The 15,483-nt window shown below is 51.3% G+C and carries 13 protein-coding genes; 2 read left to right on the top strand and 11 right to left on the bottom strand.

Features of this window, described 5'->3' with window-relative positions; genetic code table 11:
• Positions 1-34: 34 nt before the first annotated feature.
• The 9 genes from ACT2B1_RS04775 to ACT2B1_RS04735 all read right to left on the bottom strand — a co-directional run bounded on the left by ACT2B1_RS04775 (position 35) and on the right by ACT2B1_RS04735 (position 8,674).
• Positions 35-1,252 carry an AI-2E family transporter gene (locus ACT2B1_RS04775; RefSeq protein WP_481668666.1) on the bottom strand — a complete coding sequence of 406 codons (1,218 nt, stop codon included), beginning with the start codon at positions 1,250-1,252 and terminating at the stop codon, positions 35-37.
• Positions 1,253-1,274: 22 nt separating this feature from the next.
• Positions 1,275-1,514, bottom strand: a complete 240-nt coding sequence (locus tag ACT2B1_RS04770) for a hypothetical protein (RefSeq protein ID WP_271946087.1) — start codon at positions 1,512-1,514, stop codon at positions 1,275-1,277.
• 110 nt (positions 1,515-1,624) lie between these two features.
• Positions 1,625-2,482, bottom strand: coding sequence for a DUF1269 domain-containing protein (locus tag ACT2B1_RS04765; protein ID WP_271946085.1), 858 nt, complete (start codon positions 2,480-2,482; stop codon positions 1,625-1,627).
• A 72-nt stretch (positions 2,483-2,554) separates the two neighbouring features.
• Positions 2,555-3,340: a hypothetical protein gene (locus ACT2B1_RS04760; protein WP_481668665.1), complete on the bottom strand. Its 786-nt coding sequence runs from the start codon at positions 3,338-3,340 to the stop codon at positions 2,555-2,557.
• The gene (locus ACT2B1_RS04755) at positions 3,337-5,055 is read right to left on the bottom strand and encodes an alkaline phosphatase family protein (RefSeq protein WP_481668664.1); all 1,719 of its coding nucleotides are present in this window, start codon (positions 5,053-5,055) and stop codon (positions 3,337-3,339) included. The genes ACT2B1_RS04760 and ACT2B1_RS04755 overlap by 4 nt, the downstream gene beginning before the upstream one ends.
• Positions 5,056-5,125: 70 nt before the next feature.
• Positions 5,126-5,722: an HdeD family acid-resistance protein gene (locus tag ACT2B1_RS04750; protein ID WP_481668663.1), complete on the bottom strand. Its 597-nt coding sequence runs from the start codon at positions 5,720-5,722 to the stop codon at positions 5,126-5,128.
• A gap of 64 nt (positions 5,723-5,786) precedes the next feature.
• Complete coding sequence (locus tag ACT2B1_RS04745) at positions 5,787-6,197, bottom strand: PRC-barrel domain-containing protein (protein WP_481668662.1); 411 nt, start codon at positions 6,195-6,197, stop codon at positions 5,787-5,789.
• 81 nt (positions 6,198-6,278) lie between these two features.
• Positions 6,279-6,788 (bottom strand): DUF1269 domain-containing protein, encoded by a 510-nt coding sequence (locus tag ACT2B1_RS04740; RefSeq protein WP_481668661.1) that lies wholly within the window; start codon positions 6,786-6,788, stop codon positions 6,279-6,281.
• Positions 6,789-6,943: 155 nt separating this feature from the next.
• Complete coding sequence (locus ACT2B1_RS04735; RefSeq protein WP_481669002.1) at positions 6,944-8,674, bottom strand: arylsulfatase; 1,731 nt, start codon at positions 8,672-8,674, stop codon at positions 6,944-6,946.
• Between the two features lie 120 nt (positions 8,675-8,794).
• Here ACT2B1_RS04735 and ACT2B1_RS04730 point away from each other — a divergent pair, with 120 nt between their 5' ends.
• Together ACT2B1_RS04730 and ACT2B1_RS04725 are read left to right on the top strand one after the other, a co-directional pair.
• A complete protein-coding gene (locus ACT2B1_RS04730; protein ID WP_481668660.1) occupies positions 8,795-9,784 on the top strand; it encodes an AraC family transcriptional regulator in 990 nt (329 codons plus the stop codon).
• A 668-nt stretch (positions 9,785-10,452) separates the two neighbouring features.
• Positions 10,453-12,045 carry a DUF6538 domain-containing protein gene (locus tag ACT2B1_RS04725; protein WP_481668659.1) on the top strand — a complete coding sequence of 531 codons (1,593 nt, stop codon included), beginning with the start codon at positions 10,453-10,455 and terminating at the stop codon, positions 12,043-12,045.
• Between the two features lie 184 nt (positions 12,046-12,229).
• On the opposite strand, the gene ACT2B1_RS04720 is transcribed toward ACT2B1_RS04725, so the two are convergent.
• A protein-coding gene (locus tag ACT2B1_RS04720) for an IS3 family transposase (protein WP_480721046.1) occupies positions 12,230-13,356 on the bottom strand; the annotation gives its coding sequence in 2 pieces (ribosomal slippage) (positions 12,230-13,092 and positions 13,092-13,356; 1,128 coding nt in all).
• 482 nt (positions 13,357-13,838) lie between these two features.
• Positions 13,839-15,275, bottom strand: coding sequence for an arylsulfatase (locus tag ACT2B1_RS04715; RefSeq protein ID WP_481668658.1), 1,437 nt, complete (start codon positions 15,273-15,275; stop codon positions 13,839-13,841).
• Positions 15,276-15,483 lie beyond the last annotated feature (208 nt).

The raw sequence follows: 15,483 nt of genomic DNA, 5'->3' as shown, positions 1-15,483 counted from the left end.
CTCCTGATGATACCGATCAGTATTTCCCAAGCGTCTAGCTCTGGTTGTCTAAGTTTTGCTCAAATTCCTGACGGATTGCTTCTGTTTCGGTATCTAGTTCGGATTTGGATACCGTCAGCTTAGATTTTCGAGGTGCAGCTTCAGTGGCTTCGCCCTGTGCTACTTCCCTTACTGGATTGTCTTTGTGACTACCGTCGGACAAGTTACCATCGCCCGACATCAGTATTGCGAGTGACGTCGTCGATGGGATGTTGGCTAACACGATCATAGTACAGACGGTAATCGGCACGCTTAGTAGAGCCCCTGGGATACCCCAGATTGCGGTCCAGAACGTCAGTGCGAGGATGACCATCAAAGGCGACAAGTTTAGTGATTTTCCGGTTAGCGATGGTTCCAGAATATTCCCGATGATGAACTGAACCGCCCCACAGCCCACCAAAATAATTAGAAAAGGCGTGCTAGTATCAAACTGCACAAGAGCAACGAGCGACGGCAACGCTACCCCGATGATTGAACCAATCGTTGGAATGAAGTTCAGTACGAATGCCAGGATGGCCCAGGTTTCGGCAAAATCCAATCCCACGGGCTTCATTATCGCGTAGCTACCGACACCCGTTAGGAAACTAACGAGTGTTTTGATCCCTACATAGCGCTGCACGCTTTCCGAAATGCGTGTCAGCACGCGGTGTAAGTTTTGTGCGGATTCCGCATCTGGCGCTGCCAGTGCGACTTTCAACCTCATGGGCCCCTGTTCCAGCATCATGAAAGGAATATAAAGAAGGATCAGAAAGAAGGCGCTCAAAAAGCTTCCGGCTGAACCGATTGCTCCGCCAGCGAAGCCGGTGAAGTCCATCTCCAAGATCGCTTGTTGCGCTGCCTGATAGTTCTTGTCTCCAACAAGAGTGACCACTCGGGCCAAGATTTCAGAGAACCTTGCTTCATATCTAGGCAACGCATCGGCAACCGCGCCCGCTTGACTGGTCAGAATTGACAGTAATCCGAGCAATCCCAACACTAAAAGAGCGGCGCTAATGACATGGGCCAACCATCTGGGGATCCGTGTCCCGAGAATTTCAACCTGACATAACCTGTCGACTGCGGAAGTCAGAAGAATGAAAATCAAGGAAGCAATCGACAATGGAACTAGAACATCAGCCGCCAGGACCAGTCCTGCGATAGTAAAAAAGGCGATCACGACAACCCGGTGCCAAAACGCCAGACTAAAAACGTGTGTTTGCTGTTGATCTGGCACCGGCTGGGCTACTTCCTGTCTATTACCCTACGGATTTCCGAACCTTGTCATATACGGCTTTCATTTTCAAACCAAGTTCCCGCGCAGCTTCGCCGACTTCATCCGCCGACTGATTAAATTGTGATGTAGACAGGAACCTATCCCACTCCGAAACAAGTGAATCCCATTCATCTTCCGCCTCCATTGTTCCAAGGTTCAACTGAAGTTTAATTTCATCTCTCTTTTGTTGTAGCTCGGCCATCATGGCCTTCAGATCTGGCATTTCTTTCACCTTTTGTAACACGTAATTGCCGCGAGACGGCTCTCGGGTTTATCTGCACTGCCAATTTTAAACGGTGCTGGTTGGATTTTTAAACATCTTACTAAAAAGAATTAGGTCAACGCTTCTTTGGCCAGTGACATTGACGCATCTAGCTTGGCCTTTCGTTCTTTGTAGTCTGCCTGAATTTCAGCTTTACGCTTTTCAAACTTGTTCCTTGTATTTTCTTTGGCCACCGCAATTTGCTCTTCAATCGCCTCGAGCCTTGCAGCTGTTTGGCTGTTCAGTTCGGTGATACGTTGCGAGATTTTTTCTTTGGCTATACTTGCCTTTGCCTTGGTTGCGTCGATTTTGTCGTGGATTGCTTGTTTGGTTTCTTCGTTAGATTGCTTCCACTCGTCTTTTAGCTCTGCAATTTCCCGATTAAGTTCCGCCATTTCAGCAGCGTATTGTTCATCGATTGCATCGGCGCGTGGCTTGCGGAAAACCACTCCTCCAGCCTCGCTCATTTTGACATCCAATGGCGATGTCCAAACTTCGTCAACCGAGGCCACCAAGCAAGATTTACCAGGAATAAGTTCGATGCTGATTTCGTCAAGCATCGTAGAATCTATTCCCGCAACCCAAAGATCTCTGTAGACACCAAACAATCCACCTGTCATCGATCCGACAGCCATTCCTGAGGCGGCCACTGATGCTGCAGCCGCAGATCCGGCGACTGCAGCTCCGGATGCGACTGCCACCGGGCCGGCCAAAACACCAACCATTCCGCCGAGAACGAGGCCCAGTGCCGTTCCCAACGGCCCTTCATCTTCCACCTTCTTAACTTCAACTTTGCCTTCGAGATCTTTCCCAATGACTGCAGCGGCATACACCGCGAGATCTCCTTGGGAATGTAGCGCGCGCAGTGCGGTTTCACCCTTGAATGCAGCAGCATCATCCTCGAAAACGACGGCAATAAACTTTTCCATGTTGGTACTCCTGATGGTTGATTTTAGGCGGGAATTTCTTAGTGGACAGGAACTTTTCTAAACACTAAATGCTCATTGAAACTGCATGTTAAGTGCCGCGTAAATTTGCCATTTGGGCAGACCGCTTCCTTTGTCGAAAACCGAGTACTGCGGTTCGACAAAAAAGTTGTAAACGGTATTGCCGCGTTTGGTGACCTTGCCTAGGCGAATGCCCAATGGGACAGAATAGCTGTCATTAACAAAATTGTAGGTCCAGATCGGGGCGCCGCCCGTGTAGTACCCATTGCCCAGTTGGTAAAAAACAAAGGGTTGAAAGGCACCCAAATTGGCACGTGGGCGCCCATTTGTATCCCCAACGCCTCCACGCCATGTCAGAAGATATCCATACTGAAAGACAGGCGAAGTTGCATTGAAATAAACGTTGGCTAACCCAAGCTGCCATTGATCGGCTCCCAAGCGGTCGTCGGAGGCTGTTGGCACGACCACTTGCGGACCAAGCGCAAAACTAATTCCGGGGTTACCCGTACTAAACTGATAGGCCGCAAAAACATCAAAATCTCCGACGCCACTCAAAGTTTGGCCATCTGTTCCCACCGGTAACGAGTTAAATGGCAACGAGGCTCGGATCAGCCAATTTGAGCTGCCTAAAGTGACTGGCTTTGCATAGCGCAGAACAAATTGATTTCCGGTCGCATTACCTGGTCCTGTAAAGTCACCGATATAGTAGTTTTGGATATTGAACGCTGTGATATCAGCCAGAGGATTGTTGGCTTGCGCTGCATCAGATTGCGCATAGGCCGGAGTGCTGGCGACGCACAGAATGGAAAGTTGGGCTAAGCGCATAAAGAAGGATTTCATGGGGCTGCCTTTGTCTCGGGCATCGCTTCTGGCAAAGGTACACCCACCGCTCCGGAAGGGGGCTTAGTACCCAGAAGAGACGCAATCGTAGGCGCGACATCCACAGTTTCGACGCGTCGTGCGACGGTTTGTGGAACAATATTTGAACCTGTAAAAATTAGGGGAACGTGTGTGTCGTATGTCCAGGGAGAGCCATGAGCAGACGCAACGTGCAACCCGTCAAAATCAGCCACAAACCAATGCGGTTCGAACACCACATAGATATCTCCCGACCTATCTGGATTAAAGTTAGCCAAGACGGCATCGCTAATCTTGGTTTTTGCAAACGACCCGCGTCGCAAATCTGAACTCCCAACCGCATAGGCAATGCCGGGGAGCTTTTGAAGTTCCTCAGCAACAGCTCGCTCGACGACCAAAGGATCTAAAGAACGTTTGGAAATAAGATCTTGGTTCAAATAGACGTAGGGGTTGGAAAAGTTCTGAACCAGATCAGCGGATTCACCAAAATCCATTTGAAGACGCACAAATCCTGGTTCTGTATCGACGCGTTCAAAGCTGAACAAACCAGCTTCAATGCCTAGAGTCGCCAGAAACTCCGGGTGTTCCGGTGCGCCGTGATCTGCCGACAAAACGATCAATGTGTTTTCCAGACCAACTACGGCATCCACATGTGTTAAAAGGTCAGCGATTTGCCTGTCGAGATGTGCGAAATTGTCTTCGGCTTCTAGGCTTGAAGGGCCGAACATATGGCCGACATAGTCTGTAGATGACAAGCTGACCGACAGATAATCAGTAACGTCATCTTGCCCCAGTTGTTCTGCATCCAACAGGGCTTTGGCAAAATCTACTGTTATTTCATCCCCAGCCGGGCTGAGGGTTAAGAGCGTTGTGAAGTATTTCCCTTCTGCCGCTCCCCAGTTATGCGGAAATGTCCGGCCAAACCCCTGTATATCGGTTTCCCACGGTTGGTCGTCGCGGTCTGCAAAGGCATACTTCCCGACGTCTCCCAGAAGAGTCCAAGATCGATTGGCATATGATGCGACAAGGCCCTTTGAGTTCCAATCCTCAATCCAACCGGGGTAGGCGTCGCGATAGAACGTGCTTGTAACAAACCGGCCTTCTGACTTTGAGAACCAGTAAGCGTCACCAGCGTGACCTGCCATTGCAATTGCACCGCGATCCTTGACCGACACACCAAACACTTTTGAAGTCGGCCCAAAGTGCAGGCCAATTTCATCGGAGATAGTTGAACTGATGATATTGCGAGGAGACCGACCGTCAGTTGTGGCTGCTCGTTGGGTCGGATCGATTTCGTTCTCCGCATCGACTCCGGAAGCCCCGACCAAAGGATAGTCCGGATCCTGCACGTTATAGAAAGGCTTGCCAGTTTTTCGATCAAACCACAGGTTGGCGACCATACCATGGATAGCAGGGTCCGTGCCGGTTGCGAGCGTCGTGTGTCCGACAATTGTTTCAGTGTTGGCATGGCGGTGATGAGCATTTGTAAAATTGACGCCATGATCCAACAAATAGCGAAAGCCGTCCTCTCCTATGTGGATACTGAATCTGTCGATTAGGTCTCCACGCAACTGATCAACAGTAATTTGAAGAACCAGTCGAGGCTTGCCTTGAGCGCTTGAGACAGACGGAACGACCAAGCTGACTCCAACAACCAACCATTTGATTAGCAGGGGAAGAGTTTTCGGTTCGATCACGTATTTCGTCCTTTTTGTAACAGTAGAATTTGTGTTTACCCAACGTTTGCCGCAGTTTTGGGTCGTTTTTTCAGGCCGCGACCGACACGTCGTTCCTTAGGCCATGGGCAAAGCGGATATATCCTGCGCCCTCACCGATCAGCGATACGCCTGCAACGATCCCCAACAGCATCACGCTCACTTCGGGGTACTTCGCTAACAGATATCCCGATGCCGGTACGGACACACAACCAATGGAAATGACCCAGCCAGAACCTTGATCCGGTCGCGCCAATACGCCCACTGCAATCCGCACCAAGCCATTCACAAAAATTGCAACAATCAAGACCAACGTAAGCGCCATGAGCCCTTCAAGAGGGCGAAATATCAGCAACAACCCGGCAATCAGATTGAAGCCCCCCAAGATGGAATAGATGAGCCTTGCATTCCAGCCATCTTTGGTTGTGAAAACCTGCACTAGCACCACGAAGCCACCTACAGCGAAAACAAATCCCACAGCAAATTCAATGGCCAATGATACCAAAAAAGGTGCAAAAATTGCGAATACACCCCCGATAGCCGACACAATCCCGAGTCCAAGAAACCAGCCCCAGTATTTTTGCAGATCGTTGTCTGAGTTTCCCATACTCATTGTATCTTTCCCTTGGTCGATTGCATTTTCAAACACTGGCGACTGCTTTTGCGTTTAGGCGCCCTCAAGCAGGTCAAAGCCTGTCGAGTGCGACCTTCCGTTAGTTTCGAGCGTAGTGAAAGCGCGGCAGGCTTTTCAGATTTTCCTTGGTCGCATTGGGCAAAACCAGATCGCCATCCGCGTTGATCTCGAAGGCGACCGCTGGCAGCGCGATCAACTTTTCACCGATGTTCAGGAAGCCGGCGACGTTGACGATCACAAAGGTCGTATCACCATCCGGCAAGACGAGCGCATCATGGACATATCCCACAAAGTCGCCACCAGCATTGTATACATCACCGCGTAAAAGCTCGACTACGCTCCAACCGGAAGCGACTAAGGCGACATCAAGATTGTTGTACTCGACAACAACACCGCCAGCCACATGAGGTGTGGACTGTGCGAGCGCATACATTGGGTCTCCAATTGCGAAAGCACACAAGAGAGCCGTTGTTCTCAGAACTTTTTTCATATTACTGATCCCGTCTCGACAATGTGAAAATTGAATTCAGGTCGCCGGGTGATCAAGCAGCCCGCCCCCAAAACAAACTGGTCAGTTTCCGGACAAAGCGGCACGAAGCTCTTTTTCATCACTGACAGACAATGATGTCTCGATAACCTCGCCCTTCATGCCCTCCAATTCGCCCAACAACTTCGTAGGTCGGTTTGACCACCCGATAACGGCCAGAGCCGATAAGTCAGGGCCCATCTTTGAGCCGACGCGAGCTGCCAATGCGTCCTCTTCGTCTGCTTGATCCAGCATTCCTGCAAGTGTCCCAGAGCCAGCACCAACAGCCGAACCTGCAATAAACCCGGCAGCAGGGTTACCGACCATGGCACCGATCAACGTTCCGGTCAGTGCTCCAAGAGACGTGCCTCCGACGAAACCCGTTGCTGTAAGAGTATCGGAATTCCGGGTCCGCACTACGCCGTTCTTATCGCGGGTCATTACCACGACCTCGTCGAGATCGACTTCCCAATCCAGGCTCATTTTTTGCAGACGCAAAAGTGCTTCGTCTGCTGTATGACGGCCCTCGAAAACAATAATGACCAAATCACTCATCGTATCTCTCCCTAGTTGAAAATTGTTTTTTGCAGCGCAGTGACACACAAAAGAATGTACGTCCTGACGCTATCCCGTGACGATGTTTCATCTCTGAACTCCATGCGCGGTTCTCTCCCAACACCGCGCATGAATTAAGTTTACCAAGCTCGAAACTACTTACTTCCGTTATTTGCCGTCATCAGTTCCATGACTTGATCAATTGAAAAGCTGGCTGGCTTCTGACGCGGTGGGAACTCCTGGAATGTAGCTAGGAACTGGCCTACATACTTTTGTGCGGGCACTAGGAAATAGATCCGATCAATCATCCAGTCGTAGTAAGTATTGGATGTTAGATGCGCCTGTTCGAATGGATCACGCCGCAGGTTGGTGATCAAAGGGACGCGAAGTGGGGTCCAAGGTTCGATCCACGCACGCAATGTCGAAACAGCTTTTTGCTCAAGGAAAATCAGTTTCCAATCGTCATAGCGCAAGGCTGTTAGTTCTCCGGTATCCGCGAAATAGAAAATCTCATGTCGCGGGCCGTCTTTTGTTTCACCAGTAAGAATGGGCAAGAAGTTGTAGCCATCCAGATGCACTTTATATTCGCGACCAATGGCTTGAACGCCACCTGCTTTCAAGTCTTCCTTGATGGTCTCATTGCCCGCTGCTGCCAACAACGTCGGCAACCAATCCATGTGGTGCATGATTTCGTTTGAGACAGAGTCAGGTTCTATTTTCCCAGGCCAACGCACGAGCGAGGGCACGCGCCATCCACCTTCCCAGTTGGTGTTCTTTTCACTGTAGAACGGGTTGGTGCCAGCATCTGGCCATGTATTCTTGTGGGGGCCATTGTCAGTCGAATAATGAACAATGGTGTTGTCAGCAATGCCCAGTTCGTCAAGCACATCCAATAGCTGACCGACGTGCATGTCATGTTCGACCATGCCATCGCCATACTCATCTTGTCCCGAGATCCCGAACAATTCGTCTTTCACATGTGTACGGAAGTGCATCCGTGTGCCGTTCCACCAAACGTAGAAAGGTTTGCCTTGTTCGTGCGCATTTTTGATAAAGCCGACGGCAGCTGCAACGGTTTCATCGTCGACTGTCTCCATCCGTTTTTTGGTCAACGGTCCCGTGTCTTCAACAAGCCCATCAGCCGAAGACTTGATAACGCCACGAGGGCCAAATGCCTCGCGGAAGGTCTGGCCGTCCGCCAAAACCGCGTCGCCGGGATAGTCGCGATTTTCTGGCTCTTCTTCCGCATTCAAATGGTACAGGTTTCCGAAAAACTCATCAAAACCATGGTTTGTGGGAAGCATGCTGTCCTGATCACCAAGGTGATTTTTCCCAAACTGACCGGTCATGTATCCTAATGGCTTCAGAAGGCCCGCAATCGTGGGATCTTCTTCCTTCATACCCAAGTCTGCGCCCGGGAGGCCTACCTTGGACAAGCCGGTTCTATAGACAGACTGTCCCATAATGTAAGAAGCCCGACCAGCTGTACAGGACTGCTCCCCATAGTAGTCGGTGAACATCATGCCTTCATCAGCAACCCGGTCGATATTGGGCGTTTCGTAGCCCATTAGTCCCCTAGTGTAAGCGGATATGTTGGATTGCCCAATATCGTCTCCCCAAATCACTAGAATGTTTGGTTTGTCTTGTGCAGAAACTGGTGTGCCAACCACGAGGATAGCGACCGACAAAGCACCCAATATCGCTGACTTTGTTATGCCCAAATTATGTTTCATGTGCTCTCCTGAAGAATTCGAAACCAACGCATCAATCGACAGACTGGTGACATCGCGATCAAAGTTCATTCCCACGATGACCCCATTTGTTAGCGGTGTTTGCCCTTCAATCTGTCGGCAAATACGAATCAAGGCTGCAAAATCAACATTCATATTCACGAAAAACGTGTGTTAGCCTGCCAACGACAGGAAGCATTCATGTATAAGAAGTTGTATGAAGAGATTCGCTAAACACGTCGAAGCACATAATGAATCAGTGTCCGAGCACAGTGTATGAGTGAAAAGATCAACGAATTCACGATTAGAGCGGGCTCATTCCATGGTCCAATCTCCTTGCTTACTGACAACGCTCGGATGTTTCAAAAAACGCTGCTTTCTTTCAACCTGCCAACGGAGCCAGAGGAGATTGTTGACGTTTCCAACTACCTAAAGGGCATGAAGGAAATAACTCGGTTCGCTGGCGATGATGATTTCTTTGCCCGAGCAGGATATGTTCAAAAAGTGGAAGATTTGGGCGTTTTTGGTCGCGCAATCGTTTCTGCTGATACCTTGTGGGACGCTTTGCAGATCGCCAAGTCTGCGCTGTTGTACTATCAGAGCGATTCAGAGTTAGTAATCAGAACCTACAAAAAGCGTTGCCATATCTGGTATTTCAATCCTTTTGACGCTTTTGAAGGAGCCAAAGATGTTCAATACACAATAACTCTATTGGCCAACGTTGTCTGCCTTGCAAACAATCGCACCGATCCGGACATTGGTGTTTCCTACCCTAATGGCTGTTCGACGCACGTTCTGTTCAACTCCGCTATCAGTCGCGTTAGGGCTTCCACTCAAGGATACATTTCGTTCGACGAAGAAGCACTCAAGTCGCAGATGTCCAAAGTGGATGCACTGAGAGCCGAAGTGTTTTCGCGCTATTTGGCCGATGAATCCATAAAGGCTTGCGAAAAACCACTGACGAAGGACATTGTCGCCGGCCTAGTTCGTGCTTCATTCGGAGTTGCGCCATGGTCTCTAGTCAACACCTGTGAAGCACTGCAATTACACGAGCGGACGCTTCAACTTCGTTTGAAGTCTGAAGGAACTTCTTTTCGTGAAATCGTTCAGACTGAGCGGCACCTTGCATCAAAGCGCCTCCTAGTGGCTGGAAAAGACATAGTTGAAACTGCCGAAATACTTGGCTTCGAGCATCGGCAGAGTTTTTCAGAGGCATTCTCAAGTTGGGAAGGCCTTTCTCCGTCGGCCTTCACAAGTAGGGTTTAGGTTCATTGTGGCTCATTACATAGCCTATTGCCTGCAAACTGCGAGATGCAACAACCGTAGATTTCCTATTGTCGGAAGGGTCGGTAGATTTCTCTAAGCATGTCCTATAGCAGACGTTGTTTACCGACGAATTATGCTGTCGGTTGCGCTGGTGCGTCACCAAGGGCGTATAGCAATAGGTTGGCCAGAAGTGGTGACGCAACGATACTGATCAACACCCAGATCAGTGCGGGCCGGTTGCGGTTCTGCGCCATCCGCATCGGCACAATGATCCATAATCAGATCACGAACACGAGTCCGACGATAGCGAACAATGCGCCCAGTATTGGTTCCATGGCTTGTGTTACCTTTCGTTCGATGGCGTCACGTGAAGCGCGCCGCTGGGCGGTGTGTAGCCGGCAAAAGGACAATGCGCGATCTAACGCCTGCCGCGATCTCGCTAAGTTCTTCGGGACGCTCCTTGGTTATTCCTGTTCTTGATCCAAACTCTGAAGATAGTTCTCACAGTCCTCAAATGCTCTGAGGAGCTCGAAGTTTGTGTTCGTAGTTACTCCCCTAGGCTCCACCAAATCCCCATGATATGCTTTGAACTCAATAACTTCATGGTTTTCAATGGTTTCCCCAAGGGTCTGTTACATTGAGGTGTTACAGTGAGGAACCTTGAGAAGATGCCTGGACACCCCCGTCTGTACCGCCGTGGATCGACCTATTATCATCGTGCAGCCGTCCCCAAAGATATCGCTGACTCGTACGGTAAGGTCGAAGAAACCTTCTCTCTACGCACCAAAAACAGGGCTGAAGCTCTCGTTAGGGTCCGTATCGAAGCAGCCCGCATTGACCGCCTGTTTGAGAAACACCGGAGAGCGCTGAGCAGGCAACAGGAGAAGGACGCAGAGGAGCCTCTGGAAGAACTCACCCCCACCCAGATAGCCCGGGCAAAGCAAGCCTACCTGCATCATCTCTTGGATGAGGACGAAGAGGCTCGGTTGGAAGGCTTCGAGGACCCAGAAGATCCAGACGAACCCATCGCCTATGAACCACGCCCAACCTTTGAGGAATGGAAACAGGTCAATCAAGACATGAACGAGGTCAACCGAGCCAACCTCGCTCGAGGCAAACGCGATGAGTTCTTCCGGTCAGAGGCCGTGGAGATTCTCACGTGGGAAGGCATTGACCTGAAACTGGCCGAAGGTTCCCCAAGTTGGCCAAGGTTGATCAGGGCGCTCCAAGAGGCATCTGTGGAAGCCCATGAGGCGACGAAGGATAGAGACCTTGGCAATCCAGTTGCTACCCCGCCCTACCCCGAGGTTACTCCAAGCGAAACTGACGGTGGCACGGCGGGTCCTCTCCTGTCTGACGCGGTAACGAGTTGGGAAGCCGAGAAGTCACGAGGCGCATGGTCACCCAAAGTACGCGATGATCATTTGGCTTGGATGGCCGCGCTCAAGGAGATCGCAGGCGACAAGGCCCTCTCTCAGTACAACAAGGACGATGCTCGACGTTTCAAGGCAGTTCTGCTCAAGCTCCCAGCGAACTGGAAGAAGAAACCCGAGGTGCGAGACCTTTCGATCCTAGAGGCCGCTGAGACGGGTATGCCACCGATGAGCAGTGCCACGCTGAACAAAGCCTTGCGCCGGGTCGGTGCCTTCTGGAATTGGGCAGAGGCGCACCATGACGGGATCAGAACCGGGTTATTCAAGGGGTTGACGATCAAAGAGACGGTCAACGCCCGTGAGCAACGCGACCCGTTCAGCACAGAACAGTTGTCCAAGCTGTTCAATAGCCCCCTGTACACTGGATGCCGGTCTGAGCGTTTCTGCGCGGAACCGGGAGATCACTCAATGCGTGGAACCGCGCGTTACTGGTTGCCGCTCCTCGGGTTGTTCACCGGTGCAAGGCTTAACGAACTCTGCCAGTTGACCGTCAAGGATGTACGCAGAGAGAACGGGATCATGTTCTTGGACATCACGGACGAAGCAGAAAACCAGAAGGTCAAATCAGCGAGCGGTAAGCGACGAATACCTGTTCACCGGCGACTTGTTGAACTTGGGTTCCTTGAGTTCCTTATCGAGCAACGGGATGCCGGTGAGGAGCAACTATTTCCGGAACTTAAGGTTGATGCCTCAGGGTATCGCTCAGGAGAGTTCTCAAAGTTCTTCAGTCGCTACCTTGAGCGTATAGGTGTGAAAACAGATAAAACGTCATTCCAATCAAATTTTTCGCACTGGATCAGTATCGAACCAAGCACACGTTCGGGTTGATAGGCTAGGGACACCTCATATTCACTCAGGGAGATGTGGCGGATCTACCCTGCTGAGCGCATTGACGCGCGGGTCAGCCAGGCGACTGATCTCTACTTACTGAAACTCCCAGAACAACAACCGAAATATCAGTTAGTTAATGTTTTTGCGTGAGCAGCCTCAACTGACTGGTCCAAGTTGATTGTTAGTGCATCATCGGCCTGTGATCCATCGGGATGATGGTTTCGGGCGCTGGCGGGCGGTAACCCAGAGCACTGTGGGGTCGTTTTGTGTTGTAGTGTTTTCTCCATTGTTCGATCAGGATTTGTGCTTCGCGCAAGCTGTAGAAGATCTCTCCGTTGAGTAGCTCATCCCTGAACCGGCCATTGAAGCTTTCACAATATCCGTTCTCCCATGGGCTGCCGGGTTCGATGTAAGCCGTCTTGGCGCCGACGGCAGCAATCCAGTCTCGGACAGCCTGGGCGACAAATTCCGGCCCATTGTCAGAACGTATGAAACTCGGCACGCCGCGAAGTATGAACAGATCCGTCAGAACGTCGATTACATCGGTCGAGTTCAGTTTCCGCTCGACCCTGATTGCCAAGCATTCCCTACTGTATTCATCAAGGATGTTCAGCGTTCGGAAGGCTTTTCCATCATCGGTTCGGCAATGGACGAAGTCATACGACCAAACATGGTTGCGAAACTCTGGCCGTAGCCGAACACACGACCCATCGTTCAGCCAGAGCCGTCCTTTCTTCGGTTGTTTCACTGGCACTTTCAGCCCCTCCCGTCGCCAAAGCCGTTCAATCCGCCCATCACTGACAGACCAGCCAGCCTCTCTCAGCAGTGCAGCGATCCTGCGATAGCCATATCGACCGTATTGACGGGTCAGCTCGATCATGTCGGCCACCAATCGGTCTTCGTCTGCGCGACCTTCTGGGACACGCCGTTGCGTGGACCGGTGTTGTCCAAGCACGCGGCAGGCGCGTCTCTCGGAAACGTTCAGATGGCTACGAACATGATCGATGCAGGCACGACGACGAGCGGGGCTCAGTAGTTTCCCTTTGCGGCTTCCGTCAGGATCAGTTTGTCCAGCGTCAGATCTGAAACCGCGCGTCTCAGTCGCTCGTTCTCTTTCTGAAGCCGCTTGAGTTCTTTCAACTGATCTACACCCATTCCACCGTACTTCTTTCTCCAGCGGTAATAGGTTTGTTCAACAACGCCGATCTGCCTGATCGCATCAAGACGGGACATGCCTTGCCCCATCAGAACTTCAACCTGCCGTAACTTCGAGACAATCTCTTCGGGCTTTGGTCTCTTGTTTGCCATTCGTGGTCCTCCGTTTCCTAAACATAACGGTGGACCAGTTCAGTGGGGGAGGCTCAACCATCAGTGCATTAGACGTTCGGCGGCGTTACCCCTAGGCTCCACCAAATCAATTGATTTTTTGGATCGATTTTGGCGTCAGCACCATTGCACCCAATTACCCCTAAATTACCTGGCTTCACGGAGATTTCGTTGGCGCCCACACATCGTCACCCGAGCACGAATGTCGCTCCTCATCCACTGGCCCAACTTGAACACCGCTCGATTTTACTCAAGTCCCACGCCCATCACGCGCGGGGGGGCTGGACTATTTAACTGATAAGGCAGACGAGATGAGGGAACGCGTACGGTTACAAATGCGTTGCGCCGTGAATGAGTGAGATGTTTTGACCTTTTTTTGCACAAAGAACGAACGACCGCTTTGCATTCCAACAAGACCGGGGCCCCCTTGCGATCAGTGTCCGGCTGGCGGACAAAGCCGCTGTTCAGTTTTTGGGTGGTTCGTAGGGATCAAGCGTTCCCGGTGGGATTGGAGGGTACTCCTCGAAGGTTGCAATGTGTTCCTGCAACTGCGGCAGCGCTTTTTCGGCCGCCCATGTGTGCGGGAAGAGTACGCTTTCACGCTCGTGTGGATCATTCAGAAGGTTGTAGACCCTTGGTGTGTCGAAAGACTCCGTCGCGCCAAAAGCCGTTGTGTTCTCTTTGAACAGAACTTTCCAGTCCTTCCATTTTACGCCGAATATCTGCTCACCCATGTAGACGATCACGCCTTCTCGGTTCGATTTTGGCTGGTCGCCAAGAAAGAACTTTGACTGGTCGATGCCATCAAATGCCCGGTCTTCCGGCACGTTGCCGCCTGCGAATGCCGCAAGTGTTGGAAAAAGGTCCATTGAATGGACAACGTCATTGCTTTCTGAACCAGCGGGGATCTTCCCCGGCCACTTGATGGCGAAGGGCACGCGCATGCTTCCTTCGAGGCTGGTAAACAGAGTACCGCGCCAAGGTCCGGCTGTACCATGTACCGCTGGCACCGGCGAGACGTTGGCGTTTCCAACCGGAAGAGCTTCGGGGCCGTTGTCAGCAGTAAATATCACCATGGTGTCGTCGGAAACACCTGCCCCCTCGATCGCATCAACAATACGTCCGATATAGCTATCTGTTTGAAGTAGAATGTCAGCCCAGACACCGTTTCCAGTGGCCCCATCAAATTCTTCGGACACGATGTTTGGATAGTGGGTCTGCGTGTAAGCAAGATAGATGAAGAATGGTGCATCTTCCCCGCTTTTGGTTTCGATGAATTCGATGGCTTTTTGTGTCAGGTCTCCATCTATCTCACCGCGATAATCCAGATCATAGTCGCGCGCTACTGTCGCGGGCTCGCCAGCAACACCTTGCATCACCACAGGTTCGTCCATGTTCGCTTCGGCAAATCCCGGAAGCGTGCGCCAGACTGTAACGTCAGTGGTCTCAACGCCGTAAAACTCGTCGAATCCTTGATTCGTTGGATAGCGCCCTTCGGTCCATCCAAGGTGCCACTTGCCGTACATGGCCGTGTTGTACCCTACCTCCTTCAGCATCTCGGCCATCGTGATTTCCCACTGAGTCAGACCGTAGACGCCGCCGCCCAGTGGAACCGTGTGGTTGCCGCTTCGGATACCGTATCGTCCTGTCATGGTCGCTGCACGGGACGGCGTGCATTGGCTTTCCACGTTGAAGTTCGTGAGTCGTAATCCTTCCGCAGCGAGGGCGTCCATCTCGGGAGTCGCTGTTCCTCGGATTATGCCGCCGCCGTTGAATCCGGGCTCGCCCCAACCAAAATTATCTAAAAATATGAATACGATGTTTGGCTTGTCTTGAGCTGAAGCGACCGTGGCAAACAAAAAAGACAAGGATAGTAGGAATGCTCGCGATAACCACTTCATGACAACGCCTCCAATCAAGATCACGGGCTCAAGACTGACGAAACAGACCACCAGTCGTCAAGAAGTCCACTCGTTGCGGTTCTTTTTGCCCCGGCCGAGCGTCGGAGTTCCGGCGAAGCTGTCGCCTGGGATTAGTCGTCCCTCACCCAAAGTTTCTTGAGCTCACCTAAGAAAAACCTTCGTTTTCCTTGACGAACAGCCACTTCAG

This window comes from Ruegeria sp. S263, from assembly GCF_056780525.1.
The sequence above is the reverse complement of the archived record's forward strand: the minus strand, read 5'-3'. Positions and strand labels throughout refer to the sequence as shown.

What these genes read in the sequence shown, in the direction of transcription:
- ACT2B1_RS04770 (WP_271946087.1), bottom strand. Translation starts at nt 1,514, where the DNA reads ATGCCAGATCTGAAGGCCATGATGGCCGAGCTACAACAAAAGAGAGAT.
- ACT2B1_RS04765 (WP_271946085.1), bottom strand. Translation starts at nt 2,482, where the DNA reads ATGGAAAAGTTTATTGCCGTCGTTTTCGAGGATGATGCTGCTGCATTC.
- ACT2B1_RS04760 (WP_481668665.1), bottom strand. Translation starts at nt 3,340, where the DNA reads ATGAAATCCTTCTTTATGCGCTTAGCCCAACTTTCCATTCTGTGCGTC.
- ACT2B1_RS04745 (WP_481668662.1), bottom strand. Translation starts at nt 6,197, where the DNA reads ATGAAAAAAGTTCTGAGAACAACGGCTCTCTTGTGTGCTTTCGCAATT.
- ACT2B1_RS04740 (WP_481668661.1), bottom strand. Translation starts at nt 6,788, where the DNA reads ATGAGTGATTTGGTCATTATTGTTTTCGAGGGCCGTCATACAGCAGAC.
- ACT2B1_RS04735 (WP_481669002.1), bottom strand. Translation starts at nt 8,674, where the DNA reads ATGAATGTTGATTTTGCAGCCTTGATTCGTATTTGCCGACAGATTGAA.
- ACT2B1_RS04730 (WP_481668660.1), top strand. Translation starts at nt 8,795, where the DNA reads ATGAGTGAAAAGATCAACGAATTCACGATTAGAGCGGGCTCATTCCAT.
- ACT2B1_RS04725 (WP_481668659.1), top strand. Translation starts at nt 10,453, where the DNA reads ATGCCTGGACACCCCCGTCTGTACCGCCGTGGATCGACCTATTATCAT.
- ACT2B1_RS04715 (WP_481668658.1), bottom strand. Translation starts at nt 15,275, where the DNA reads ATGAAGTGGTTATCGCGAGCATTCCTACTATCCTTGTCTTTTTTGTTT.